Origin of the sequence: Amycolatopsis cynarae (genome assembly GCF_026802195.1) — a bacterium.
GTDB lineage: Bacteria > Actinomycetota > Actinomycetes > Mycobacteriales > Pseudonocardiaceae > Amycolatopsis_E > Amycolatopsis_E rhizosphaerae.
On sequence record NZ_CP113836.1, the window covers coordinates 5285905 to 5311138 of the forward strand.

The 25234-nt window shown below is 71.1% G+C and carries 22 protein-coding genes; 8 read left to right on the forward strand and 14 right to left on the reverse strand.

What is annotated here, in order from left to right:
- The first annotated feature begins 60 nt into the window (after positions 1-60).
- Positions 61-1059, forward strand: coding sequence for an LLM class flavin-dependent oxidoreductase (locus tag ORV05_RS25260; RefSeq protein WP_268754493.1), 999 nt, complete (start codon positions 61-63; stop codon positions 1057-1059).
- A gap of 69 nt (positions 1060-1128) precedes the next feature.
- Here the strand turns inward: ORV05_RS25260 and ORV05_RS25265 are convergent, their stop codons facing one another.
- The 4 genes from ORV05_RS25265 to ORV05_RS25280 form a co-directional block, all read right to left on the reverse strand.
- Positions 1129-2340 carry an SAM-dependent methyltransferase gene (locus tag ORV05_RS25265; RefSeq protein WP_268759890.1) on the reverse strand — a complete coding sequence of 404 codons (1212 nt, stop codon included), beginning with the start codon at positions 2338-2340 and terminating at the stop codon, positions 1129-1131.
- A gap of 257 nt (positions 2341-2597) precedes the next feature.
- Entirely contained in the window at positions 2598-5972 is a 3375-nt protein-coding gene (locus tag ORV05_RS25270; protein ID WP_268754494.1) for a pyruvate carboxylase, read from the reverse strand.
- 312 nt (positions 5973-6284) lie between these two features.
- Positions 6285-8447 (reverse strand): ATP-dependent DNA helicase RecG, encoded by a 2163-nt coding sequence (gene recG, locus ORV05_RS25275; protein ID WP_268754495.1) that lies wholly within the window; start codon positions 8445-8447, stop codon positions 6285-6287.
- A gap of 25 nt (positions 8448-8472) precedes the next feature.
- Positions 8473-10065, reverse strand: a complete 1593-nt coding sequence (locus tag ORV05_RS25280; protein ID WP_268754496.1) for a DAK2 domain-containing protein — start codon at positions 10063-10065, stop codon at positions 8473-8475.
- 139 nt (positions 10066-10204) lie between these two features.
- Here ORV05_RS25280 and rpmB point away from each other — a divergent pair, with 139 nt between their 5' ends.
- Positions 10205-10396, forward strand: a complete 192-nt coding sequence (rpmB, locus tag ORV05_RS25285) for a 50S ribosomal protein L28 (protein ID WP_112272104.1) — start codon at positions 10205-10207, stop codon at positions 10394-10396.
- Between the two features lie 169 nt (positions 10397-10565).
- On the opposite strand, the gene ORV05_RS25290 is transcribed toward rpmB, so the two are convergent.
- The 5 genes from ORV05_RS25290 to ORV05_RS25310 all read right to left on the reverse strand — a co-directional run bounded on the left by ORV05_RS25290 (position 10566) and on the right by ORV05_RS25310 (position 14436).
- Positions 10566-11492: a hypothetical protein gene (locus ORV05_RS25290; RefSeq protein ID WP_326938084.1), complete on the reverse strand. Its 927-nt coding sequence runs from the start codon at positions 11490-11492 to the stop codon at positions 10566-10568.
- 206 nt (positions 11493-11698) lie between these two features.
- Positions 11699-12376: a uracil-DNA glycosylase gene (locus tag ORV05_RS25295; protein WP_268754498.1), complete on the reverse strand. Its 678-nt coding sequence runs from the start codon at positions 12374-12376 to the stop codon at positions 11699-11701.
- Between the two features lie 64 nt (positions 12377-12440).
- The gene (locus ORV05_RS25300; RefSeq protein ID WP_268754499.1) at positions 12441-12965 is read right to left on the reverse strand and encodes a gamma carbonic anhydrase family protein; all 525 of its coding nucleotides are present in this window, start codon (positions 12963-12965) and stop codon (positions 12441-12443) included.
- Complete coding sequence (locus tag ORV05_RS25305) at positions 12965-13450, reverse strand: GNAT family N-acetyltransferase (RefSeq protein ID WP_268754500.1); 486 nt, start codon at positions 13448-13450, stop codon at positions 12965-12967. The genes ORV05_RS25300 and ORV05_RS25305 overlap by 1 nt, the downstream gene beginning before the upstream one ends.
- A gap of 17 nt (positions 13451-13467) precedes the next feature.
- Positions 13468-14436, reverse strand: coding sequence for a thiamine-phosphate kinase (locus ORV05_RS25310; protein ID WP_268754501.1), 969 nt, complete (start codon positions 14434-14436; stop codon positions 13468-13470).
- A 116-nt stretch (positions 14437-14552) separates the two neighbouring features.
- Here ORV05_RS25310 and ORV05_RS25315 point away from each other — a divergent pair, with 116 nt between their 5' ends.
- Together ORV05_RS25315 and ORV05_RS25320 are read left to right on the forward strand one after the other, a co-directional pair.
- Positions 14553-14786 (forward strand): Lrp/AsnC family transcriptional regulator, encoded by a 234-nt coding sequence (locus tag ORV05_RS25315; protein ID WP_144591717.1) that lies wholly within the window; start codon positions 14553-14555, stop codon positions 14784-14786.
- Between the two features lie 20 nt (positions 14787-14806).
- The gene (locus ORV05_RS25320; RefSeq protein WP_268754502.1) at positions 14807-15346 is read left to right on the forward strand and encodes a DUF3515 domain-containing protein; all 540 of its coding nucleotides are present in this window, start codon (positions 14807-14809) and stop codon (positions 15344-15346) included.
- A gap of 30 nt (positions 15347-15376) precedes the next feature.
- On the opposite strand, the gene ORV05_RS25325 is transcribed toward ORV05_RS25320, so the two are convergent.
- Both ORV05_RS25325 and pdxR read right to left on the reverse strand, forming a co-directional pair.
- The gene (locus tag ORV05_RS25325) at positions 15377-16468 is read right to left on the reverse strand and encodes a D-alanine--D-alanine ligase family protein (protein ID WP_268754503.1); all 1092 of its coding nucleotides are present in this window, start codon (positions 16466-16468) and stop codon (positions 15377-15379) included.
- A gap of 36 nt (positions 16469-16504) precedes the next feature.
- The gene (gene pdxR / locus ORV05_RS25330) at positions 16505-17875 is read right to left on the reverse strand and encodes a MocR-like pyridoxine biosynthesis transcription factor PdxR (RefSeq protein ID WP_268754505.1); all 1371 of its coding nucleotides are present in this window, start codon (positions 17873-17875) and stop codon (positions 16505-16507) included.
- 80 nt (positions 17876-17955) lie between these two features.
- Between pdxR and ORV05_RS25335 the strand changes: the two genes are divergently transcribed.
- Entirely contained in the window at positions 17956-18648 is a 693-nt protein-coding gene (locus tag ORV05_RS25335) for a pyridoxamine 5'-phosphate oxidase family protein (protein WP_268754506.1), read from the forward strand.
- Here the strand turns inward: ORV05_RS25335 and ORV05_RS25340 are convergent.
- The 3 genes from ORV05_RS25340 to ORV05_RS25350 form a co-directional block, all read right to left on the reverse strand.
- A complete protein-coding gene (locus ORV05_RS25340; protein WP_268759892.1) occupies positions 18612-19091 on the reverse strand; it encodes a cysteine dioxygenase in 480 nt (159 codons plus the stop codon). The two genes, ORV05_RS25335 and ORV05_RS25340, sit on opposite strands and share 37 nt — an antisense overlap.
- 300 nt (positions 19092-19391) lie before the next feature.
- Positions 19392-20402 (reverse strand): NAD(P)H-dependent glycerol-3-phosphate dehydrogenase, encoded by a 1011-nt coding sequence (locus ORV05_RS25345; protein ID WP_268754507.1) that lies wholly within the window; start codon positions 20400-20402, stop codon positions 19392-19394.
- On the reverse strand, positions 20402-21145 hold the full coding sequence (locus ORV05_RS25350) for a lysophospholipid acyltransferase family protein (RefSeq protein WP_268754508.1): 744 nt from the start codon (positions 21143-21145) through the stop codon (positions 20402-20404). The genes ORV05_RS25345 and ORV05_RS25350 overlap by 1 nt, the downstream gene beginning before the upstream one ends.
- 70 nt (positions 21146-21215) lie before the next feature.
- Between ORV05_RS25350 and cofC the strand changes: the two genes are divergently transcribed.
- The 3 genes from cofC (at position 21216) to ORV05_RS25365 (ending at position 25148) form a co-directional block, all read left to right on the forward strand.
- A complete protein-coding gene (gene cofC / locus ORV05_RS25355) occupies positions 21216-21857 on the forward strand; it encodes a 2-phospho-L-lactate guanylyltransferase (protein ID WP_407652558.1) in 642 nt (213 codons plus the stop codon).
- Between the two features lie 142 nt (positions 21858-21999).
- Positions 22000-24207: an RNA degradosome polyphosphate kinase gene (locus ORV05_RS25360; RefSeq protein ID WP_407652559.1), complete on the forward strand. Its 2208-nt coding sequence runs from the start codon at positions 22000-22002 to the stop codon at positions 24205-24207.
- Positions 24204-25148: an NUDIX hydrolase gene (locus ORV05_RS25365; protein ID WP_268754510.1), complete on the forward strand. Its 945-nt coding sequence runs from the start codon at positions 24204-24206 to the stop codon at positions 25146-25148. The genes ORV05_RS25360 and ORV05_RS25365 overlap by 4 nt, the downstream gene beginning before the upstream one ends.
- Positions 25149-25234: the final 86 nt, after the last annotated feature.

A 25234-nucleotide genomic window follows, 5' to 3' on the forward strand; every position in this document is an offset into this window, starting at 1 on the left:
TCGCGCTCCGAACCGGCCTCGGCCGGGAAGGTTGCCGGAGGCGGAGGCGTTGCCCGAAGGGTGAGTTCCCTGACCGATGTCAAGCTGTCCGTACTCGACCTGTCGCCGATCCCGGCCGACGGAGACGCCGGTACCGCGCTGCGCAACACCCTCGACCTCGCCCGCCAGGCCGAACGCCTCGGCTACCACCGGTACTGGCTGGCCGAACATCACAACATGCCCGGGATCGCCAGTTCGGCGACGGCCGTGCTGATCGGGCACGTGGCTTCGGCGACGGAACGGATCAGGGTGGGTTCCGGCGGGATCATGCTGCCCAACCATTCCCCGCTGATCGTGGCCGAGCAGTTCGGCATGCTGGAGGCGTTCCACCCCGGCCGCATCGACCTCGGCATCGGCCGCGCGCCGGGCACCGACCAGCGCACCGCGCTGGCGGTGCGGGGTTCGATGGCCGCGCTGGGCGCGGAGGACTTCCCGCAGCAGCTGGCCGAGCTGATGGCCTACTTCGAACCGAACGAAAACCGCGTGGTCAACGCCTTCCCTGCGGTGGGCCACAAACCGCCGTTCTGGCTGCTGGGGTCCAGCGGGTTCAGCGCGCAGCTGGCCGGCGCGCTCGGCCTGCCCTTCGCCTTCGCGCACCACTTCAGCGCGCAGAACACGCTGCCCGCGGTGCGGTTGTACCGTGAATCGTTCCGGCCTTCGGAGACCCTGCAGAAGCCGTACCTGATGCTCGGGGCGGCGGTGATCTGCGCCGAGACGGACGAGCGGGCCGAATGGCTGGCCGGACCGAGCGGCCTGACCTTCCTGAGCCTGCGGCGCGGCAGGCCGATCCCGCTGCCCACGCCGGAAGAGGCGGCCGAGTACCCCTACACCGATCTCGACCGGCAGTTCCTCCAGGAACGCTTCGGCAGCAACATCATCGGCTCGCCCGAGACCGTGCGCAAGGGACTGGAGAAGCTGGTGTCCGACACCGGCGCCGACGAACTCGTCATCACCACGATGGTGCACGGCCACGCCGACCGCGTCCGCTCCTACGAACTCGTCGCCGACCTGCTGCACTGACTTTGCCGTGAGGGGTCCCCTCACGGTCGATACGACTGTGAGGGGACCCCTCACGGCCCTGGGCCGGGGTCAGGACAGCAGGGCGGTGCGGGTGCGGGGCATGCCGGAAGCGCCCTGGGCGCCCGGTTTGACCGCGAGCACCTGGTTGATCCCGATGGAGCCGCGCTCGAAGGTCAGCGCACAGGCGGCCATGTAGAGCCGCCAGACCCGCGCGCGGCCTTCGCTGGTGAGGCGCACCGCCTCCGCCCAGGACGCCTCGAGGTTGGCCACCCACGCGCGCAGCGTGAGCGCGTAGTGCTCACGCAGGGATTCCACGTCCCGCACCTCGAATCCGCTCTCCTCGATGGCGCCGACCATCACCGTGAGCGGTTCGAGTTCCCCGTCGGGGAAGACGTAGCGGTTGATGAACGAGGTGCGGCCCAGGTTGCCCGGAATTCCCGCCTTGCGCGAGATCGCGTGGTTGAGCAGCCTGCCCTCGGGGCGCAGCAACGCATACAGCGCGCTTGCGTAGGTGGGCAGCATGGCTTCCCCGACGTGCTCGGCCATGCCGATGCTGGCGATCGCGTCGTAGGGCCCGTCCCGGACTTCGCGGTAGTCCTGGACGCGGATCTCGACCCGGTCTGACAGGCCCTCCTCGGCGACCCGTTTGCGCGCGAACTCCGCCTGTGCCTGGGAAAGCGTGATTCCGACGGCGCGGGCGCCGTACTCGCGGGCGGCATGGATGACGAAGGCGCCCCAGCCGCAGCCGACGTCGAGCACGCGCATCCCTTCCCGCAGCCCGAGCTTGCGGGCGACCAGGTCGACCTTCGCGGTCTGCGCGTCCTCCAGGGTTTTCGCCGCGTCGTCCCACACCGCACACGAATACGTCATGGACGGCCCCAGCACGAGGCGGTAGAAGTCATTGCCGACGTCGTAGTGGTGGCTGATCGCCCGCGCGTCACGGCCGCGGGAATGCCGTCGGCCCCCGAGCCGGATCTCCTCGGCGGGCGGCCTCGGTGGCAGGCCGAGCACCCCCAGCCGCAGGCCCGCCCGGAGCATCTCCCTCTTGGTGGCGGCGTCCACCTTCCACGGCCCCGAGCGGTCCCCGATGATCCGTTCGAGATACGACAGGCTTTCGAAGAAATCGGTTTCGACGTCGAGGTCGCCGGAGACGTAGGCCCGGGCGAGCCCCAGTTCGCTGGGCGCCCACAGCAGACGGCGCAGCGCGCGCCGCCGTCGCAGGACGAGCCGGACCGGAGCGTCCGGCGGGCCGGCCTCGCTGCCGTCCCAGCACCGGATCATGAGCGGAATCTCGCTGCCCAGCACCGCACGCACCAGGGCGTGCACGGCACCCGCAGCGTTGCGCGAGGTGTCCACGCACTTCATTCAAGCACTCATGCGGGTTTTACGCCGGGCCGTGTAAAGGGATTCGCCCGAAGTGCCGCATAAGCCCCGGTGATCTCCGACGCATTCCCCCACCCGGGTCAACGGCCGGAAAAACGGGAAGGCCCGGGCGCGGCACGCGCACCCGGGCCTTCCGGCATAGCCGCGGCGGTCGGTTACTCCAGCACGAGCAGCAGGTCCCCGCCTTCGACCTGCTGGACGGCGTTGATGGCCAGCCTGCCGACCCTGCCCGACGACGGCGCGGTGATGGCGGCCTCCATCTTCATCGCCTCGATGGTGGCCACGGTGGCACCGGCCTCCACCGTGCCGCCCTCGGCCACCGACAGCGTCACCACCCCGGCGAACGGGGCGGCGACGTGCTTCGGGTTGGCCTTGTCGGCCTTCTCGGCGGTGGGCAGGTCGGAGGCTACCGAGCGGTCCCGTACCTGGATCGGCCGCAACTGGCCGTTCAGCGTCGCCATCACGGTGCGCATGCCGCGTTCGTCCGCCTCACCGATCGCTTCGAGTTCGATGAGCAGCCGCACGCCGGGCTCCAGGTCGACCGAGTACTCCTCCCCCGGGCGCAGCCCGTAGAAGAAGTCCTTGCTCGGCAGCACGCTGGTGTCCCCGAAGGCTTCGCGGTGCGTCCGGAACTCCTTCGTGGGCCCGGGGAACAGCAGGCGGTTCAGCGTGGCGCGCCGATCGCCCGCCAGCGCCTCGCGGTCCTCTGTGGACAGCTCGGCCACCGGCTTCGGTGCGGCACGGCCCTGCAGCGCCCTGGTGCGGAACGGCTCCGGCCAGCCCCCCGGCGGGTCGCCCAGCTCGCCGCGCAGGAAGCCGATCACCGAGTCGGGGATGTCGAACTTGTTGGGCTCCTCCTCGAACCGCTCCGGGGAAACCCCGGCACCGACCAGATGCAGTGCGAGGTCACCGACCACTTTGGACGAGGGGGTGACCTTGACCAGGTGGCCGAGGATGCGGTCGGCCGCGGCGTACATCGCCTCGATGTCCTCGAACCGGTCGCCAAGCCCCAGCGCCCGCGCCTGCGTGCGCAGGTTCGACAGCTGGCCGCCCGGGATCTCGTGGTCGTACACGCGCCCGGTGGGCGAGGCCAGTCCCGCCTCGAACGGCGCGTAGATCTTGCGCACGATCTCCCAGTACGGCTCGAGGTCCCCGATCGCCCGCAGGCTCAGCCCGGTCGGCCGCTCCGAATGGTCGGTGGCCGCCACGATCGCCGACAGGGAGGGCTGCGAGGTGGTGCCCGCCATGGAGGCCACCGCACCGTCCACCGCGTCCGCGCCCGCGTTGATGGCCGCCAGGTAGGTCGCCAACTGGCCGCCCGCGGTGTCGTGCGTGTGGATGTGCACCGGCAGGTCGAACTCCTTGCGCAGCGCGGTGACCAGCTTCGCCGCGGCCGGCGCCCGCAGCAGGCCCGCCATGTCCTTGATGGCCAGCACGTGGGCGCCCGCGCCCACGATCTGCTCGGCCAGCTTGAGGTAGTAGTCCACTGTGTACAGCTTCTCGCCCGGGTCGGACAGGTCCGAGGTGTAGCACAGCGCCACCTCGGCGACCGCCGTCCCGGTTTCGCGCACCGCGTCGATCGCCGGGCGCATCTGCTCGACGTCGTTGAGCGCGTCGAAGATCCGGAAGATGTCGATCCCGGTCTTCGTGGCCTCCTCGACGAAGGCGCTGGTCACCTCGGTGGGATAAGGCGTGTAGCCCACGGTGTTCCGGCCGCGCAGCAGCATCTGCAGGCAGATGTTCGGCACCGCCTCACGCAGCCGCGCCAGCCGCTCCCACGGATCCTCGGCGAGGAACCGCAGCGCCACGTCGTAGGTCGCGCCGCCCCAGCACTCCAGCGACAGCAGTTGCGGCGCGGTGTGCGCCACGACCGGCGCGACGGCCAGCAGGTCCTTCGTGCGCACGCGGGTCGCCAGCAGGGACTGGTGCGCGTCGCGGAAGGTGGTGTCGGTGACGCCCACGGTCGACGATTCCCGGATCCAGCGGGCGAAACCCTCCGGACCGAGTTCGGCCAGCTTCTGCTTCGACCCGGCGGGCGGGGCGCCCTGCGGGATCTTCGGCAGCTTGCTCGCCGGGTCGATCAGGTGCGGACGCTCGCCGTGGGGCCGGTTCACCGTCACGTCGGCCAGGTAGGTCAGCAGGCGGGTGCCCCGGTCGGCGGAGTGCCGCGCGGTGAGCAGATGCGGACGCTGTTCGATGAACGAGGTGGTCACGCGGCCGGCCTGGAAGTCAGGATCGTCGAGCACCGCCTGCAGGAACGGGATGTTCGTGGCCACGCCGCGGATGCGGAACTCGGCGACGGCACGGCGCGCGCGGCGGATCGCGGTGGCGAAGTCGCGGCCCCGGCAGGTCAGCTTCACCAGCATCGAGTCGAAGTGCGCGCTGATCTCGGTCCCGGCGAAGGCGGTGCCGCCGTCGAGCCGGATGCCCGAACCGCCGGGCGAGCGGTAGGCGCTGATCATCCCGGTGTCCGGGCGGAACCCGTTCGCCGGGTCCTCGGTGGTGATGCGGCACTGCAGCGCCGCGCCCCGCAGGTAGATCTTGTCCTGCGACAGCCCGAGATCGGCCAACGTCTCGCCGGAGGCGATGCGCATCTGCGCCTGCACCAGATCGACGTCGGTGACCTCCTCGGTCACCGTGTGCTCGACCTGGATGCGCGGGTTCATTTCGATGAAGACGTGGTTGCCTTCGCGGTCGAGCAGGAATTCGACGGTACCCGCGTTGCGGTACCCGATCCTGCGCGCGAACGCGACCGCATCGTCGCAGATCCTCTGGCGCAGCGCCGGATCGAGGTTGGGCGCCGGGGCCAGCTCGATCACCTTCTGGTGCCGCCGCTGCAGCGAGCAGTCGCGTTCGAAGAGGTGGATGACGTTCCCCTCGCCGTCCGCCAGGATCTGCACCTCGATGTGCCGCGGATCGACGACCGCCTTCTCCAGGAACACCGTCGGGTCGCCGAAGGCCGATTCGGCCTCGCGCGCGGCGGCTTCGATGGATTCCCGCAGGTTCGCCGGGTTGTCCACCCGGCGCATCCCGCGCCCGCCACCGCCCGCCACCGCCTTGACGAAGACCGGGAAGCCGATCTCCTCCGCCGCGGCGACCAACTCGTCCACATCGGCCGAAGGCCGCGACGAACCCAGCACCGGCACACCCGCCTCGCGGGCCGCCGCCACCGCGCGGGCCTTGTTCCCGGTCAGCTCCAGGATTTCCGCGCTCGGGCCGATGAAGGTGATGCCCGCCTCGGCGCAGGCGCGGGCCAGATCGGGATTCTCGCTCAGGAATCCGTAGCCCGGATACACCGCGTCGGCGCCGGCCTTGCGCGCGGCGCCGACGATCTCCTCCACGGACAGGTAGGCCCGCACGGGATGACCGGGTTCGCCGATCTCGTAGGCCTCGTCGGCCTTCAGCCGGTGCAAGGAGTTGCGATCCTCGTAGGGGAACACCGCCACCGTTCCCGCGCCCAGCTCATAGCCGGCGCGGAAGGCGCGGATGGCGATCTCACCACGGTTGGCGACGAGTACCTTCCGGAACATGCCCGGTCCTTCCTCGGATGTCGGATCGGTTGGAGGCTGACGGGTGACGTTACCTTGCTGATCCCGCGAAGCGGGAGTTTTGTCCCAGGACCTGGGACATCATGACCGGGATCACTCCGGCGCGGTCCCGGCCGAGGGCACCACCATTCCAGCACGGCGACGGCCCGCAGGGCGAGCCGGACGAGGACGAATCCACAGGCAGGAGGCGGAAAAAAGCGGAAAGCGGCCCCCTTGCGCATACCGCGAGCGCACTCACCGCACCGGAACGGACACCCAGCGTGCCGCGGGCGGTCCCGATCCGGCCGTGGCGGGTCAGGACTTGTCGAGGTACTCCGCGCGCTCGTCGTCGATCACCGCGGACACCATGCCCGCCAGCCCCGGGTGCCCGGCCAGCCCCGGGTCGCCCGCGACGATCTCCTGCGCCCGCGCCCGGGCCTCGGCGATCAGTTCCTCGTCCTGCAGCAAGGAAAGGAGCTTGAGGCCCGAGCGCTTGCCCGACTGGGCCGAGCCGAGGATGTCGCCCTCTCTCCGCAGCTCCAGATCCAGCCGTGACAACTCGAAACCGTCCGTCGTGGACTCCACCGCGGCCAGGCGTTCCCGCGTGGAAGTACCGTCGAACGCCTCGGTCACCAGCAGGCACAGCCCCGGAACGGAACCGCGGCCGACCCGCCCGCGCAACTGGTGGAGCTGGCTGACGCCGAACCGGTCCGCGTCCATGATCACCATGGCGGTCGCGTTCGGCACGTTCACGCCGACCTCGATCACCGTCGTGGCCACCAGCACGTCGAGCTTCCCGGCGGCGAAGGCCCGCATGACCTCGTCCTTCTCGTCGGCGGGCAGGCGGCCGTGCAGGATCCCGAGCCGCAGCCCGGCCAGCGGCCCCGCCTCCAGCTCGGCCGCCACGTCGAGCACCGCCAGCGGGGGCCGCTTGTCGCCGCCGTTGCCGTTGGACGGCGGCTCGTCCCCGATGCGCGGGCACACCACGTAGGCCTGGTGCCCCTTGGCGACCTCCTCGGCGACGCGCTGCCACACCCGGTTCAGCCAGCTCGGCTTCTCCGTCACCGGCACTACCGTGGTGGAGATCGGCGAACGGCCCGCCGGCATCTCCCGCAGCGACGAGGTCTCCAGGTCGCCGTACACCGTCATCGCGACCGTCCGGGGAATCGGCGTGGCCGTCATGACCAGCACGTGCGGGCTGGTCTCGTTCGCGCCCCGCGACCGCAGCGCGTCCCGCTGCTCCACCCCGAACCGGTGCTGCTCGTCCACCACGACGAAGCCCAGATCCGCGAAGGACACCGAGTCCTGGATGAGCGCGTGCGTGCCCACGACGATGCCCGCCGCGCCGGAAGCCGTGTCCAGCAGGGCCTGCTTGCGCTCCTTCGCCGTCATCGACCCGGTCAGCAGGGTGATCCCGGTGGCCTCCTCGGCCGCCCCGAGCTCCCCGGCCCGGCCCAGCTCGCCGAGCATTTCGCGCAGCGACCGGGCGTGCTGCGCGGCCAGCACCTCGGTCGGCGCGAGCAGGGCCGCCTGCCTGCCCGCGTCCACGACCTGCAGCATCGCCCGCAGGGCCACCACCGTCTTGCCGCTGCCGACCTCGCCCTGCAGCAGCCGGTTCATCGGGTGCACCCCGGAAAGGTCCTCGGCGATGTGCTCGCCGACCTCGCGCTGCCCCTCGGTGAGGGTGAACGGCAACCGACGGTCGAAGGATTCGAGGAGCCCCCGGGGTTTGCGGGGGCAGGCAGGCGCCGGCCGCGACACCGCCGAATGCCGGCGCTGCGCGAAGATCAGCTGGAGGGCCATGGCCTCGTCCCACTTGAGACGCTCGCGCGCCGCCTCCAGCGCGGCCCAGTCCTGCGGGCGGTGGATGCCGTGCAACGCGTCGAACAGGTCCACCAGGCCGTAGCGCGCCAGCAGCGCCGCGGGCACCGGATCCTCTTCACGCTCCAAAGTGTCCAGCACCTGCCGGACGCAGCGGGCGATCGACCACGACGGCATCCCCGCCGCGGCGGGGTAGACCGGGATGAGCGCGCCGAGGAACTCGTCCATTGTGGACGCGCCCTGCTCGTCCTCGAACATCTGGTACTCGGGGTTGGCCAGCTGCAGCGCGTTGCGGAAGGCGGTGACCTTCCCGGCGAACAGACCCGTCTTGCCCACCCTGAGCTGCCGCTCGTGCTGGTGCACCTTGCCGAAGAAGGCGCACTGGAGCCGGCGCTGCCCGTCGGTGATGACCAACTCCAGGAGCCAGCCCGGCTTGTTCCGCATCTGGCGCTTGGTGGCCTTCTCGATGCGAGCCAGCACCGTGGCGTGCTCACCGATCTCCAGGCCGGCGATGTCGGTCAGCTCACCGCGCTCGGCGTAGCGGCGCGGGTAATGCCGGAGCAGGTCGCTGACCGTGTGGAGGTCGAGCGCCTCGGCCAGCGCCGTGGCCGTCTTGCCGCCGAGCAGCGGTGTCAGCTTGTCGCCCAGCACAGTCATCGGTTCACACTGCCCCTGTTCCGCCTCATTCCACGCCGATCAGCAGCACGGCCTCGGCCTGGCCGCCCGGGTAGCTCACGAACTCGATCTCCGGGCGCGCCTCGCGCAACTCCTCGGCCAGGCGCCGCGCCACCCCTTCGGGGGCACTCGCCCCCGTCAGCACGGTGACCAGCTCGCCGCCGGCGGCCAGCATCCGGTCCAGCACGGCCATCCCGGTGGCCACCAGATCCCGCTTCGCGGCCGGTTCGACGAGCACCACCTCGCCGTCCACGAAGCCGATCAGGTCACCCGGGTGGGCCCGCCCCACCCAGGTTATCGACTCCTCCTCGGCGAGGACGAGCTCGCCGCGCCGGGTCGCCGCGGCCGCTTCCGCCATCGCCACCACGTCGTCGTTCGCGCGCCGTGCGGGATCGTGCACGGCGAGCGCGGCCAGCACCTGCACCGGGGAGGCGCACGGGATCACCACCACCTCGCGATCGCCGATCATCGGATGGCCCGCGGTGGCGTCCGCGGCCGCGGTCAGCCGCGGGTCGGCGGGCAGGATCGTGACGTGGCCGACCGCGCGCTCGGTGATCAGGCCGAGCATCTCCTCCACGCTCGGCTCCCCGCCGCCGGACACGGAGAGCACCGCCACCCCCTCCCCGCGCAGCAGGTCGGCCAGCGGCTCGCCCCGCACGAGCGCGACCACGGCCCGGTCCGGCCCGGTGGGCGGGGGTAGCGGGGTGGGGGTGACCAGCGGTTCGACCCGGATGGCGCGGGGACGCCCCACACCGAGCCCCGCTTCGATGGCGGTGCCGATGTCGGCGCAGTGGACGTGGACGGCGTAGCCACCCGAGCCGTCACCCGCCACCGTGACACTGTCACCGAGGCCGCTGAGCACCCGGCGGAAGGCGGGCAACTGCGGTTCGGCCACCCCTTCCAGCAGGTACATGACCTCCCAGGCGTACGGGGCGGGCTCACCCGGCTCCCCCGGGGCTGGCGGCGCTTCACACGAGTGCCGCGGCTCGGCGGCGGTGCCGGTCACCACCCCGGCGAGGGCGTCGAGGACGGCGACGAGACCGCGGGCCCCGGCGTCCACCACACCGGCTGAGGCCAGCACAGGCAGCTGCTGTGGCGTCTGCTCCAGGGCCGTCGACGCGGCCTTCGCGGCGACCGTCGCCACGTCGGCGAGGCCGCGCTGCCCGTCCCCCACGGCGGCCGCCACGGCACTCAGCACCGTCAGCATCGTGCCCGCGACCGGCCGGGCGACCGCCTCGGTGGCCACCCGGTCGGCGTGGACGAGGGCGGCGGCGAGACCCGGGCCCTCCACCTCGGCGGCGCCGCGGGCCGATTCGGCCAGCCCGCGCAGGACCTGGGAGAGGATCACACCGGAGTTGCCCCGCGCCTGCCGTACCGCGCCGCGGGCCAGCGCGGCCAGGGCCTGCCCGGCCTCGGGCACGGCACCGCCCTCGAGCAGGGCGTCCCGGGCGGCCGTCATCGTGTACAGCAGATTGGAGCCAGTGTCGGAGTCGGCGACGGGATAGACGTTGATGTCGTTGATCGTGGGACGCAGCACCTCGAGGCTGTGCACGCACGCCGAGGCCCAGGCCGCCACGGCTGCCCCATCCAACGCCCGCACTCGCCCGACCTCCTCGCCCCGGTTCCTGGCAGGGTATCGACCCGGGCGCGACGGGCGCGCACACAGTCGTTACTATGGTCGAGTTGCTCAGCCCGCCTGGGCATGATTTGTCTTCCCTGATTCGTCAAAGGAGTTCGACGTGGCTGCCGTGTGCGACGTCTGTGGCAAGGGACCCGGCTTCGGCAAGTCGGTCTCGCACTCCCACCGGCGTACCAACCGCCGCTGGAACCCGAACATCCAGACCGTGCACGCCAAGATCGGTCTGTCCCAGCGCAAGCGCCTGAACGTGTGCACCTCGTGCCTGAAGGCCGGCAAGGTCGTCCGCGGCTGACCGTCCCCCTTCGCAGGCCCGGGTGGACTCCACGTCCCCCGGGCCTTTCGCGCTGCCCAGGGGCGGGGGATGCGGCGGGTTCGCAGGGCCGTGAAGGGATACGCGCCCTCAAGGCGACCTTCAGAGTCATAAACGCCCTGAAGGCGACCCTGAGGGCCATGGGAAACAGTCATCCCGGCTGGTCCCAGGTCACGGCGGGGCGCGGGCGCGCAGCGGCGGCGGCATAACCGGCCCTCAGTTCCGCGATAACACCTGCCGGATCGGTTTTCAGCCGCGCAGGCAACGTCTGCACCACGACGATCCCGGCCGCCGCGTAACGAGTGTTACGTCGGAGTGTTCGCGCATACCCGTCGCGGGAGTAGTGGAACTGGACGGAATCGATCTCCCAGGCGAGCGCGACGTCGTCCCACCAGGCGTCCGGACAGCCCACATAGTGGCCTCCGGCGTCGTAGACGTTCACATTCCATCGACTGGGCTGAATCGTCAGTCGTCTGCTCAACGCCTTCGCAGCGGCTTCGGCCGGAGAACGCAGATATGCTACTTCCGACAGGACCCGTCGTGGCAATGCTGTGCCCCGAGTAGTGCCAAGATCGAATTCTTCCCGCAATGCCGCGGGCGAACATCGTCCCCCCTGAATCGCTTCGATCAGCAACCTTTCCACCGGCTCGACGTTTCTCAGCCTGCGAGCCGCATCGGTGACCGCCCTGATCAGGGGAGCTATCGGACTTCCATTCCGCCACGACGGGTCGGGCAGCCGGACCGTGCGCTCGATCGTGAGAAAGCCGGTACTGGCGGTTTTCTGCTCGTGTGGCACCAACACGTGCACGTGCTCTGGGTCCGGAAGCTCGCTCCTCCTCAAACCGTGATCGAGACAGGCCTGCGATCCCGTGACCACCGCGCGCGGACCCGCGAGCAAGAGGGACGCTGTCACTCGCTGTTGTTCGGAAGCCACGCCATTGCTCAGCAGGACAATTCCTGGGAGAAGCCGCTGCCAGGGGCCGCCGGGTTGACATCTTCGCCAGATCGTCTTGTTTTCCAACCCCAGCGATCGCAACGTCGCGGACTTGATGACGCCTGCTCGGCTGTGTGCCAGCAACAGTGGGTGCTGAGAACAATTCGCTCGTTTCACCCCAGCATCGTCCGTCTCCCAGGTACAGCCGTCGATGCCCGATTGCGCCTCCTGTGGACAACCCTTCCCTTGTGGACAAGGTCCGGCGTCCAGCCCTCAAGGTCGCCTTGAGGGCGTTTATGCCCCTGAAGGCGACCTTGAGGGCGCGACGCGGAGCGCAGCCCCCGCGGGGGTTAGGGGAGTTTCCAGTCGATGGGGGGGCAGCCTTGGGACTCGAGGAGGTGGTTGGCGCGGCTGAAGGGGCGAGAGCCGAAGAAGCCGTTGCGCGCCGACAGCGGGCTGGGGTGGACGGACTCGATGCACGGCACCTCGCCCAGCAACGGCTTGAGGCTGCGGGCGTTGCTGCCCCACAGGATCGCCACGAGCGGGCCGCCGCGGGCGGCGAGCGCGCGGATCGCCTGCTCGGTAATCTCCTCCCAGCCCTTGCCCTTGTGCGAGTTCGGCGCGCCGGGGCGGACGGTCAGCGCCCTGTTCAGCAGCAGCACGCCCTGCTCGGTCCACGGGGTCAGGTCCCCGTTGGACGGTGCCGGATGCCCCAGATCGTCCGAGTATTCCCGGAAAATGTTGATCAGGCTCTTCGGCAGGGGCCGCACGTCGGGCGCGACCGCGAAGCACAGGCCGATCGGGTGGCCGGGAGTCGGGTACGGGTCCTGCCCGACGATGAGCACCCGCACGTCGGCGAAGGACTGCTGGAAAGCGCGCAGCACGTTGTCCCCCGACGGAAGGTACCGCCGGCCTGCCGCGATCTCCGCGCGCAGGAAATCCCCCATCGCCGCGATGCGGTCGGCCACCGGGGCCAGCGCCTGCGCCCAGCCTTCTTCCATGATTTCCCGCAGCGGTTTTCCGGTCACGGGCAGGGACCTTAGCGCTTTCCCGCTCCGCCACCGCAGCGGGTTCCCACCGGGAAAACGCGCGTCAGCCGTCGAGGCGGCGGAGCTGCTCGCGGAAAAGCGCCGCCCGCTCCACGTAACTGTCCACCACCTGCCGGATCGAGTCGGGGCCGAACGAGGTGTTGGGCCGGGTCTTCGCCGGAACACCCAGTGCGATGTGGCCGGAGGGCACGTGCGAGCCGTAGGACAGGACCGCGCCCGCTCCCACCATGCCGCCGTCTTCGACCACGCTTCCGTTCAGCACCACCGAGCCCGAGGCGATCAGACACCCCGTCCCGATCCTGGCCCCTTCGACGTGCACGGAATGCCCGATCGCCGAGGAGGGTCCGAGGATCGTCGGGTCCTGCCGGGTGCAGTGCACCACGCACCCGTCCTGGATGTTGGACCGCTCCCCGATCTCGATGTACCCGTGGTCGCCGCGCAGCACGGTCTGCGGCCACACCGAGGCGAACGCGCCGATCCGCACGTCCCCGATCACGGTGGCGTCCGGATGCACATAGGCCTGCGGGTGGATCCGGGGTTCCCGGTCCCCGAGCGCGTAGATCGCCATCAGTTGCCCTTCTCGACAAGGTCCTTGCCGAAGCACAGGCTCAGCGCGTCGTCCCGGTAGTACCCGAACTTCGGGATCGCGGTGTAGCCGGACGAGGTGTACAGCGCGATCGCCTCCGGCTGTTTGAGACCGGTCTCCAGCACCGTCCTGGTGTGCCCGGCCGCCCGCGCGGTGCGTTCCAGCTCCGCCAGCACGCCACGGGCGAATCCTCTGCCCCGCACGGATTCCTGCACATACATCCGTTTGATCTCGGCGTCGCCGGCGCGCAGTCCGTCCGGCGGGTCCTCGTGCGCCCGCCAGCCGCCGCAGGCCACCGGCACGCCGTCGAGGTAGCCGACCACGAACAGGCCCCGCGGCAGCGCGAACTGGGCGGGATCGGTGGGGGTGCGGTCGAAGTCGCCGTAGCGCTGGACGTACTCCTGCTGGACCTCCTCGATCAGCTTCACCGCGTCCGGATGGTCGAAGGGCTGCACACGGAGATCCACCCCAGCATGCTAACGAGTCATCTCCAGTGCTCCCAGCCACCTTCGTCGTGGTACGGCTCACCATCCACGGTGAGCCCGGAGCCGGGCACGGTGACCGAGCCGATCCGGCGCCAGCCCTCGGGCAGCTCGGCGAACGGCGGGAAGGCGGCCGCGAGGGCGTGGTCCTCACCGCCGGTGAGCACCCACCGCAGCGGGTCGGCGCCGAGCGCGGTGCCCACCTCGACCAGCCGGTGGCTGATGTCCAGCGCGTCGGTGCGGATGTCGATGCCCACCTCCGACGCCTCGGCGATGTGCCCGAGATCGGCGATGAGCCCGTCCGAGACGTCGATCATCGCGGTCGCGCCCGCCTCGGCCGCGGCGGGACCGGCGGCATAGGGCGGCTCGGGGAAACGCTGCGCGTTGACCACGCTGACCGGGGAGCGGAACCCGCGGTGCAGCACCGCCAGCCCCGCCGCCGCCCAGCCGAGCCGCCCGCACACCGCCACGATGTCCCCTGGGCGGGCACCGGCGCGGGTCACCGGCTCCCGGCCGTGCAGGTCGCCCAGCGCCGTGACGCTGATCATCAGCTGGTCGGCCTGCACCGTGTCGCCGCCGACCAGGCCCGCCCCGGCCGCGCCGGCTTCCGCCCACATGCCGTCGGCCAGTTCCGTGATCAGCGCGGCCGGGGTGTCGCCGGGACACGCGAGCCCGACCAGCACGGAGGTCGGCACCGCGCCCATCGCCGCCACGTCGGCCAGGTTGACCGCGACGGCCTTCCGGCCCACCTGCTCGGGTGTGGACCAGTCGAGCCGGAAGTGCACACCCTGCACCAGCACGTCGGTGCTGGCGACGACGCGGCCGTCGGGGGTGGCGATCAGTGCGGCGTCGTCTCCGGGGCCGAGCAGTGTGCTCGCCGGCTGCCTGCGGTTGTCGTTCACCGCCCTGATCAGCCCGAACTCACCCACCTCGGCGACGGTCTTCGCGCCGGTGTCGTGGTGTGACGTCACTCGCGCACTCTCTTCCGTAGTAGCTCAGAAAGTCGGATTACCTATCGTCCCCGGGGAGGGTAGGTTCTTCTGACGTTCCTACCTTGCGCTCGACGAAGAAGACGAAGGGGCACGCCGTGGTCCACGCATACATCCTCATCCAGACCGAAGTCGGCAAGGCCGCCGCGGTCGCCGCGGAGATTTCCGGCATCCCCGGGGTCACCAGCTCCGAGGACGTGACCGGCCCCTACGACGTGATCGTGCGGGCCGAGGCGGAGACGGTCGACCGGCTCGGCCAGCTCGTGGTCGCCAAGGTCCAGGGTGTGGAAGGCATCACGAGGACACTGACCTGCCCCGTCGTACATCTCTAGGCTGGTGCATTGTTAGAGGCGTGCCCGAAACGGAGACCACCGGGGCCCCGCCACGACGACTGATCGTGCTGGCCTCGGTCCTCGCCCTCGCCCTCGCCGCCGGTGTCGCGGTCGCCGGTGTGCTCGGCTCCCGGTCCGGCCCGTCCGGAAACGGCCCGCTCGCGCTGGTGCCGGTGCCCGCCCCGCAGGCGGACAGCCCGGAGTGCGACCGGATTCTCGCCGCGCTGCCCGCCGAGCTGGCCTCGGACGGTACGAAGCTGTCGCGGCGGGAGCTGGCCCAGCCCGCCCCGCCCGCGACCGTGGCCTGGGGTTCACCGGAGGCGGTGGTGGTGCGCTGCGGGCTGGAGCGGCCGGGGGACCTCACTCCGACCAGCTCCCTGCGGGCGGTCTCGGGCGTGCAGACGCTGCTGGCCGAAGGTGACGGCTCGTCGACCTGGTACGTGGTCGACCGGGCCGTCTACCTGGGGGTGACGGTGCCCGCCTCGGCGGGCACCGGACCGCTCCAGCAGCTTCTGGAGACGGTCTCGAACACGCTCCCGGCCGTCCCGCTGCGCCTCTGAGCCCGGGCCGGTACCGGCCCGGTGAAAGGCTCAGCGCAGGCCGGTACCGCGCGCGAGGGCCGTCTCGATCAGGGTCGTGAGCAGGGAGCGGTAGTCCACGCCCGTGACGGCCCACATCTTCGGGTAGGCCGAGGTGCTGGTGAACCCGGGCATGGTGTTCACCTCGTTGATGGTCAGCTCGCCGTCGTCGCCGACGAAGAAGTCCACGCGCGCCAGGCCCTGGCAGTCCAGCGCCTGGAAGGCCCGGACCGCGAGCCCGCGCAGCCGCTCGGTGACGGCGTCGTCGAGCTTGGCCGGGATGTCGAGTTCGGCGTCCTCGCCGAGGTACTTCGTCTCGAAGTCGTACCACGCGCCGGGTGCCTCGGACAGCACGCGGATCTCGGCGGGCAGCGAAGCCTCGACGCGGCCGTCCGGGAACTCCAGCACCCCGCACTCGACCTCGCGCCCGGAGACGCCCGCCTCGACGAGCACCTTCGGGTCGGTCCGGCGGGCGAGCGCGATCGCCTCGTCCAGCTGGTCCCAGCCGGTCACCTTGCTGATGCCGATGGACGAGCCCGCACGGGCGGGCTTGACGAACACCGGGAGGCCCAGGTGCTCCCGGTCCGTTTCGGACAGAGTGGCCTGCCCGCGGCGCAGCGCGGCATAACGGCCGACCGGAAGGCCCTCGGCGGCCAGGAGTTTCTTCGCGTACTCCTTGTCCATCGCGGCCGCGCTGGCGAGCACTCCGGCGCCCACGTAGGGGATCCCGGCCATTTCGAGCAGACCCTGGATCGTGCCGTCCTCGCCGAAGGCGCCGTGCAGCACGGGAAAGACCACGTCGACCCCGCCGAGCGCCTCGGTGCCCTCGTCGATGCCCACCAGTTCCCGGCGGGTCGGGTCGCCCGCCAGCACCAGCGCCTTGCCGTCCTCGACCGAGGGCAGTTCGCGGCCGCGGATCTCCAGCGACGCCGGGTCCGAGGTGCCCAGCACCCAGCCGCCTTCGCGGGTGATGCCGATGGGCACGATCTCGAACCGGTCGCGGTCCAGATTCGCCAGCACACTGCCCGCCGACACACAGGAGATGGTGTGCTCGGTGCTGCGGCCGCCGAACACCACGGCCACCCGCGTCTTGCGTGCGCTCATGAGCCGTCACCCTACCGGGCTCTTGCGGCTATCGGATCAGCGCAGTAAGTCGACCAGGACAGGCAGCGCGTCGCGCAGCGCCTCGCGGGAACAGCCCGCGTAACCGAGCGCGGCACCGAACTGGGTCGGCACCCCGGAGAAGTGCCTGCCGAGCCCGTCGAAGAGGATGCCGTGCGCGGCCGCCGCCTCGAGGCGCTCCCGCTCGACCTCCGCCGACGGGAACGGCACCACCAGATGGGCGCCTGCCTCGTCGCCGAGCACCCGGACGTCGCCCTCGCGCAGGGCGCTGACCAGCAACGTCCGCCGTTCCGACAGTTCCCGCCGCAGTTTGCGGAGGTGGCGGCCGAGATCGCCGTTCCGGGCCAGTTCGACGAGCACGCGCTGCCCGGCCGGGGACGGGCGGGTGCCGGTCCGCTCCCGGTAGCCGAGCACGGCCGAAGCCACCGCGGGCGGCGCGACCATCCAGCCCGCGCCCAGCGTGGTGGTGAGGATCTTGCTCGTGGTGCCCAGGTGCACCACGACGTCCGGCGCCAGCGCGGCCAGCAGCGGCAGCGGCGCGACGTCGAAGCGCAGCTCCCCGTCGTAGTCGTCCTCAATGATCAGGAAGTCCTCGGCGCGGGCCCGCTCGATCAGCTCGACGCGGCGCGCGGCGCTCATGCGGCCGCCCAGCGGGTACTGGTGGGCGGGCGAGCAGTACACGGCGCGGACCCCGGACGGGATGCGGTCCGGCCGCAGCCCCTCCGCGTCGACCGGCACCCCCAGCACGCGCCGTCCGGCGCCCCGGAACGACTGCACGGCACGCTGGTATCCCGGTTCCTCCATCGCGACCGCGTCACCGGCGGCGAACACCGCGGTCGCGAGTTCCACGACCGCGGCCGTGGTGCCGCCGGTGGCGAGCACGGATTCGGTGCCGACCGCGAGACCGCGGTGGCGCAGCAGGTGTTCGGCGATCGCCGCCCGGTATTCGGGCAGGCCCGCCCGGTGCGGCTGGGACAGCGGGGAGGTGTCCGCGGCGGCCCGCCACGCCCGCCGCCAGGCGGCGCGGTCGAGTCCGGCGGCCCACGGAGCACCGGGCATGAGGTCGAGGTGCCCGTCGGGTTCGGCCCACTCCTCGGCGATGCTGCGCGGGACCGGCCGGTCGCTGGGCGGGGAGGTGGTGACGTAGGTGCCCGAACCATGGCGCCCGGCGATCCAGCCCTCGGCATGCAGCTGTTCGTAGGCGGCGGAGGTGACGGTGCGGCTCACGCCCAGCCGTTCGGCGAGCGCCCGCGTGGACGGCAGCCGGTCGCCGCCGCGCAGATGCCCGTTGGCGGCGGAGGTGCGCAGCGCGTCGGCGAGCTGGACGGCCAGCGGGACCGGGGACTCGCGGTCCAGTGTCACGGGCAGCACGGTCCCGGAACGAGCCACGGCGACCTCCTAAGTGGACTTCTCAAACTGCTCTTCAGTGGCTATTTTACGATGCCACTTGAGAGACCACCATCGAGGTCATGACCCCGCTTTCCCCCACGCCGCGCAGCACACTGACGCGCTACCGCGAGCGTGCGGCCACCGACCGGCAGGCGCTCTACGACCTGCTCGACGAAGCCATGATCTGTCACGTCGGCCTCGTGCTCGACGGATCGCCGGTGGTGCTGCCCACCGGTTTCGGCCGTGACGGCGACACCCTCTACTTCCATGGTTCCACCGGATCCGGGAACATGCGCGCGGCCGCGTCCGGCGTGGACGTGTGCGTCACGGTCACGCTGCTCGACGGCCTCGTGTACGCGCGTTCCCTCAACAACCACTCGATGAACTACCGCAGCGCGGTGGTGCACGGCCGGGCCGAAGCCGTCACCGGGCGGGAGGCGAAACTGCGCGGTCTGCGCGCCATCACCGACCACCTCACGCCCGGTTCCTGGGACCACGCACGGGAGGTCAACGCCAAGGAACTGGCCGGAGTCGCGGTCCTCGCGCTCAGCCTGGCCGAAGCCTCCGTGAAGACGCGGCGCGGCGAACCGGGAGACGACCCGGAGGACCTCGGCAACCACGCCGTCTGGGCGGGTGTGCTACCGGTCCAGACCACCTTCGGCGAACCGGTCCCGGCCGGCTACCACCCGGCGGGCGCCCCGATCCCGGACCACGTCGCCCGCCGGGCGGGCCGGACTCAGTCCCGCACGGGTCCGCTCAACGGATCCAGGTGATAGGGCCGCATCACCCGGCCACCCACGCGGTACACGTGGATGCTGATCGCGGGATCGCTCCCGGCGTTGCGCACCTGGTGCACGTAACCGGGCCCGAACACGCGGGACTGACCGGTGCCGAGGTCGTGGTACTCGCTGATCGCCCGGCCGTCGGGCGCGACGCGCGCGACCGTTTCCGACAGCCGGCCACTGACCACGGTGAAGGCACCGGTGGACGGGCCGTGGTCGTGCAGATCCGTGTGCTGGCCGGGAAGCCAGCCCATCAGCCAGACCTCTTCGGCCTCGGTGCGGTCGATGAGGGTGGAAAACCGGCGGTCGGGGTCGTAGCGGAGCCGGTCGCGCCAGCGTTCCCGCTCGGCGGCGTACTCCAGGGCGACCCGGACCGGGTGGCGCAGGGCGGTGTTTTCGGCAAGAGCGACGGTGTTGTCCGGAACGGCGAACATGAAGAAGGTGTCCTTGGCGGAAAGGGGAAACAGGGCCGGGATGGGGTGGATCACCGGCAAGGACACAACGCGCTGGCGACCCGGCGAAGGCGAATCTCGCCCCGCCGCCGGATGCCGCCGCACGTGAACATGGCCCCAGAAAACCAGCGGGCCCCGGCACCGTCAACCGAGTCCCACCCAGTGGGCGACACTCCGCCACCGCTGGGCATTGCGCCGTGAAGGGTCGCTTCACAGTCGATTCGACCGTGAAGGGACCCTTCACGGCTCCTCACAGCCGCGTTGAAGGCCACAGGGGGCCGGTCAGGACCATTCGTGTTTGCGTTCGCGGCCGAGCAGTTCGGCACCGACCTTCGCCGGGTCCGCGCCCTCGTGGCACACCCGGTGCATCGCGTCGGTGAGCGGCATGTCGACCCCGTTGGCCCGCGCCAGCTCCCGGATCGACGAGCAGGACATCACGCCCTCGGCCACCTGCCCGCCGGTGGCGCGCTGCGCCTGTTCGAGGGTCTCCCCCCGGCCCAGCCGCTCCCCGAAGGTGCGGTTGCGCGACAACGGCGACGTGCAGGTCGCGACGAGGTCGCCGACCCCGGCCAGCCCGGCGAAGGTCAGCGGATCGGCGCCGAGTTTCACGCCCAGCCGCGCCATTTCCGCCAGGCCGCGGGTGATCAGCGTGGCCATGGTGTTCGCGCCGTAGCCCATGCCCGCGGCCATGCCGCAGCTCAGCGCGATCACGTTCTTGCAGGCGCCACCGAGTTCGCAGCCGATCACGTCGGTGTTGGTGTAGGGCCGGAAGTACGGCCCCGCGCTCGCGTGCTGGATGGCGACCGCCCGCTCGTGGTCGGTGCAGGCGAGCACGGCGGCGGCGGGCTGCTCCTGCGCGATCTCCCGGGCCAGGTTCGGCCCGGACACCACCACGATCTCGTGCTCCGGCCGCTCGGTGATCTCCGCGATCACCTCGCTCATCCGCTTCAGCGTGCCCAGTTCCACTCCCTTGGCGAGGCTGACCAGGATCGCGCCGGCGGGCAGCAGGCCGCGCCATCCGGTGAGGTTCGCGCGCAGGCTCTGGCTCGGCACGGCCAGCACGACCGCCTCCGCCCCCGCCAGCGCCTCCGCCGGATCGGCGGTCGCGGTGAGCCGGTCCGGAAGCCGCACCCCGGGCAGATAACCGCTGTTGACGTGCTCGTCCCGGATCTCCCGCGCCACTTCGGGCCTGCGGGCCCACACCGTGACGTCCCGGCCCGCGTCCGCGAGCACCTTGGCGAAGGCGGTGCCCCACGAACCGGCACCGAGCACGGTGATGCGCTGGAGGACCATCAACGACCGTCCACCGTCTCCGCGCTTTCCGGCTCACCCTCCGGTTTGCCCTCCTCCGGCTTGCGCCGCGGCGGTTCCTCGCCCCGGATCCCGGCCAGCAGCCCGGTCACCCGGTCCATCAGCAGCTCCGTCACCTCGCGCAGGACGGCGGCGGTCTGTTCCTTCCCGCGGTAGGCGGACAGGTCGATCGGCTCGCCCACCGCGTGCGTGACCGTCCTGCGGGGCAGCAGCCGGAGCTTCTTGTGGTAGAAGTCGAGGATCTCGCTGGTGCCCCAGCGCGCGACCGGGATCACCGGCACGTCGTTGTCCAGCGCCAGCCGCGCGGCACCGGTGTAGGCGCGCTTGGGCCAGCCCTCCGGATCCTTGGTGATGGTGCCCTCGGGGTAGATCACCACCAGCTTGCCGTCGCGCAGCGCCTGGTGCGCCGCGCGCAGGCTGTCCCCCGCGCTCGCGGAACCGCGGTAGACGGGGATGCCGCCGGAGCCGAGGAAGATCCGGCCGAAGATCGGCGCCTTCGCGACGCTGTCCTTGGCCAGAAACCGCGGGACCCGCTTGTTGCGATGCACGAACACCGCGTCGACCGCGGGATCCATGTGGGAGACGTGGTTGAGCACCAGCAGGGCCGGGCCCTGCCGCGGGATCCGTTCCGCCCCGACGTAGACCCGCCGGCCGATCAGGCTGACGGGGTAGAACAGGGCAGCGGCGGCTCCGACCCAGAACCCACCCTTCTCACGACCGGCCAAGGCTCCTCCTGCTGTGGTCTGCGTTGCCTCCCGCTGATCCTAGGGTGCGGAATCGGGGAAGATGGGTCGCGTGCCCACACCGGTGGATCTGATCGTCCCGCTCAAGGCGCCGCGCGCCGGCAAGTCGCGGCTCCGCGGTGCGGTGGACGATGCCGTCCATCCCGCACTGGTCCTCGCGCTGGCCTCGGACACGGTGGCCGCGGCCGTCGCGGTGGCCCGCCGGGTGGTGGTCGTGGCGGCCGAGCCGGAGACGGTCACGCCGCTGAAGGAGTTCGGGGTGGAGATCCTCGCCGAAAGCGGGCCCGGCGACCTCAACTCCGCCTTGCGGCAGGGCGAACTACTGCTGCGGGCAGACGATCCGGCCGCGGTGATCGGCGCGCTGCAGGCGGACCTCCCCGCGCTGCGCCCCGCGGACCTGACGGCGGCGATAGCGGAGGCCCCGGGCCGCCGCGCGTTCGTCGCCGACTGGGCGGGGACCGGCACCACCCTGTTGCTGTCCGCACCCGGGGGCTCACTCGATCCCTGGTTCGGCGCCGGCTCGGCGCGCGCCCACGCCGTTTCGGGTGCCGTGGCGCTGCGCGCGCCGGCCCCGGGACTTCGGCGGGACGTCGACACCCCCGCCGATCTGGCCCAGGCACGGGATCTCGGCCTCGGACCGGCGACGGCGGCACTGCTCGGCGAGCGGGAACAGCCGCAGCGCGGAGGGCGCTGAGCGGAATCGGGAGGACGCGGGCGTGAACATCCGGCGGATGGCGGGCGAAGCGCTGCTGATCCTGGTGCGGACCGGCATGTCCTTGGCCGCCGCAGCGATCGACGTAACAGCATCGGCGCGCGAAGTAAGGAACAATGCTGGTGTGAGCAGCGACGATACGATCCCCGCGGACCCCACCAGCCAGGCGCAGGGCACCCCCGGCACGCCCAGCGCCGCCACCCGGCAGACACAGCAGTTTCGCGCCGTCCCCTCCGCACCCCCGGCCGTGACCGCCCCCGTCATTTCCGCGGAGGAGGCCCTCCCCGACGACCGCTACTTCAACCGCGAGCTGTCCTGGCAGGACTTCAACGCCCGCGTGCTGGCACTGGCCGAAGACGCCTCCCAGCCGCTGCTCGAGCGGGCCAAGTTCCTCGCCATCTTCGCGTCTAATTTGGACGAGTTCTACATGGTGCGCGTGGCCGGGCTGAAACGGCGTGACGAGACCGGGCTGCCGGTGCGCAGCGCGGACGGCCTCACCCCGCGCGAACAGCTCGCCTACGTCGCCAAGCGCAACCAGGACCTGGTGGAACGGCACACGCTCGCCTTCGAGGAGCACATCCGGCCCGCGCTGGCCGAGCACGACATCCGGATCGTCGGCTGGTCCGATCTGGACGTGCCGGACCAGTTGCGGCTGTCGCACTACTTCAGCGAGCAGATCTTCCCCGTGCTCACCCCGCTCGCCGTCGATCCCGCGCACCCCTTCCCGTACATCTCGGGGCTCTCGCTCAACCTCGCCGTCACGGTCCGCGATCCGGAGGGCGGCACCGAGCGCTTCGCCCGGGTCAAGGTGCCGAACAACGTGCACCGGCTGGTTCGCGTGGAACAGCAACGGGAAAGCCGGACCGCCACCTTCCTGCCGATGGAGGAGCTGATCGCGGCCCATCTGGGCGAGCTGTTCAGTGGGATGGAGGTCACCGAGCACCACGTCTTCCGCGTCACCCGCAACGCGGAGGTCGACGTCGAGGAGGACCGCGACGAGGATCTCCTGCAGGCGATGGAACGCGAACTCGCGCAACGCCGGTTCGGCCCTCCGGTGCGGCTGGAGGTCGCGCAGGAGATGAGCGAGCACATGCTCGACCTGCTGCTGCGGGAACTGGAGGTCGATCCCCGCGACGTGGTCAGGATCCCCGGCCTGCTGGACCTGACCTGCCTGTTCCAGTTGTCCAGTTTGGACCGCAAGGAGCTCAAGGACCGGCCGTTCGTGCCCGCCACCCACCCGGCCTTCGGCGAGCGGGAGACGCCCAAGAGCGTCTTCGCCGCCCTGCGCGAGGGCGACGTGCTGGTGCACCACCCGTACGACTCGTTCTCCACGAGCGTGCAGCGGTTCATCGAGCAGGCCGCGCACGACGACAAGGTGCTCGCCATCAAGCAGACGCTCTACCGGACCTCCGGCGACTCGCCGATCGTCAACGCGCTCATCGACGCGGCCGAGGCGGGCAAACAGGTGGTCGCGCTGGTGGAGATCAAGGCCCGCTTCGACGAGGAGGCCAACATCACCTGGGCGCGGGCGCTGGAGCGGGCGGGGGTGCACGTGGTCTACGGCCTCGTCGGGCTGAAGACCCACTGCAAGGTGGCGATGGTGGTGCGCCAGGAGGGCTCGACCATCCGCCGCTACTGCCATCTGGGCACCGGCAACTACAACCCCAAGACGGCCCGGCTGTACGAGGATCTCGGGCTGCTCACCGCCGACCCGGCCATCGGCGCCGACCTGACGGACCTGTTCAACGTGCTCACCGGCTACTCGCGGCAGGAGAGCTACCGCAACATCCTCACCTCGCCCAACGGGATCCGGCGGGGCATCATCCGCCTGATCGCCGAGGAGATCGAGCACCGCAGGGCGGGCAAGCCCGCGGGCATCCGCATCAAGTGCAACTCGCTGGTGGACGAGCAGGTCATCGACGCGCTCTATCGCGCCTCACGGCAGGGTGTGCCGGTCGAAGTGGTCGTGCGGGGCATTTGCGCGCTCAAACCGGGGGTGCCGGGATTGAGCGACAACATCACCGTCCGGTCGATTCTCGGCCGGTTCCTGGAGCATTCCCGCATCTTCCATTTCCGCGCGGGAGGAACCCATTGGATCGGCAGCGCCGATATGATGCACCGGAATCTGGACCGGCGAATCGAGGCACTGGTCTGCGTGCAGGACCCGAAATTGACCGCCCAGCTCGACCACATCCTCGATTCGGCCCTCGACCCGGCCACCCGGTGCTGGGTGCTCACCGCCACCGGTGAGTGGTCACCGTCCCCCGCGGACGGCTCCGAAGTCCGCGACCACCAGGTCGAACTGCTCATCCGGCACGGGGCTGCCGGGTGAGTACGGCCGCTTCACCCATCCACGCGGCCGGTGCGGTGCTGTGGCGCGCCGGTGACGGCGGGATCGAGATCGCCCTGGTCCACCGCCCGCACTACGACGACTGGTCGCTGCCCAAGGGCAAACTCGACCCGGGTGAGACGATCCCGGCCGCGGCGGTCCGGGAGATCCGGGAGGAGACCGGCTACACCGCCGTACTGGGCCGCCACCTGCGGACCGTGCGGTACGCGGTGCGGGGGCGCCCCAAGGTGGTGGACTACTTCGCCGCCGTCGCGACCGGCGGCGTGTTCGTCCCCAACGAGGAGGTCGACGAGTTGCGCTGGCTCCCGCTCGCGGAAGCCGGGGCGAAGCTCGGCTACGCGTCGGACGTCGAAGTGCTGAGCGCGTTCTCGGCCCTGCCGTCGCCGCTGAGCGCCGTTCTGCTGGTGCGGCACGCCAAGGCGGGCAAGCGCGAGGACTGGCGCGGGGACGACGATCTGCGGCCGCTTTCGCCCGCCGGGGTGCGCCAGGCCGCCGCGATCCGGAGGTTCGCGCCGTTGTTCGGAGTGGACCGCGTGTTCTCCGCACCACGCCTGCGCTGCGTGCAGACCGTGCACGGGATCGCCGAGGATCTGGGCGTCGAAGTGGGCCACGAGCCGCTGCTGGCCGAGGAGACCTACTGGCGGGACCCGGCGCGGGGACTGTCCCGGTTCCTCGCGCTCGTCGCGAACGGCGGCACGCCGATCGTCTCGTCGCAGGGCGGGGTCATCCCGGATCTGGTGACCACGCTGGCGCGCCGGGCGGGCATCACCGTGCCGCTGGGCAAGGACGGCGCCGCGCCGAGCAAGAAGGGTTCGGTGTGGGTGCTGTCCTTCCGGGGCGGCACGGACAACGGCGGTCCCCGCCTCGTCGCCGCCGACTACCACCCGAGCGTCCTGCCCCACCCCGCCCCCGCACTGTCCTAACCCCACGCTCGCGGGAGTCCCACTCCGGGGCAGCTCGGAGTGGGACCCGCGCGGCGGAGCGTGGGACACGGCAGGGCCCCCGCGGG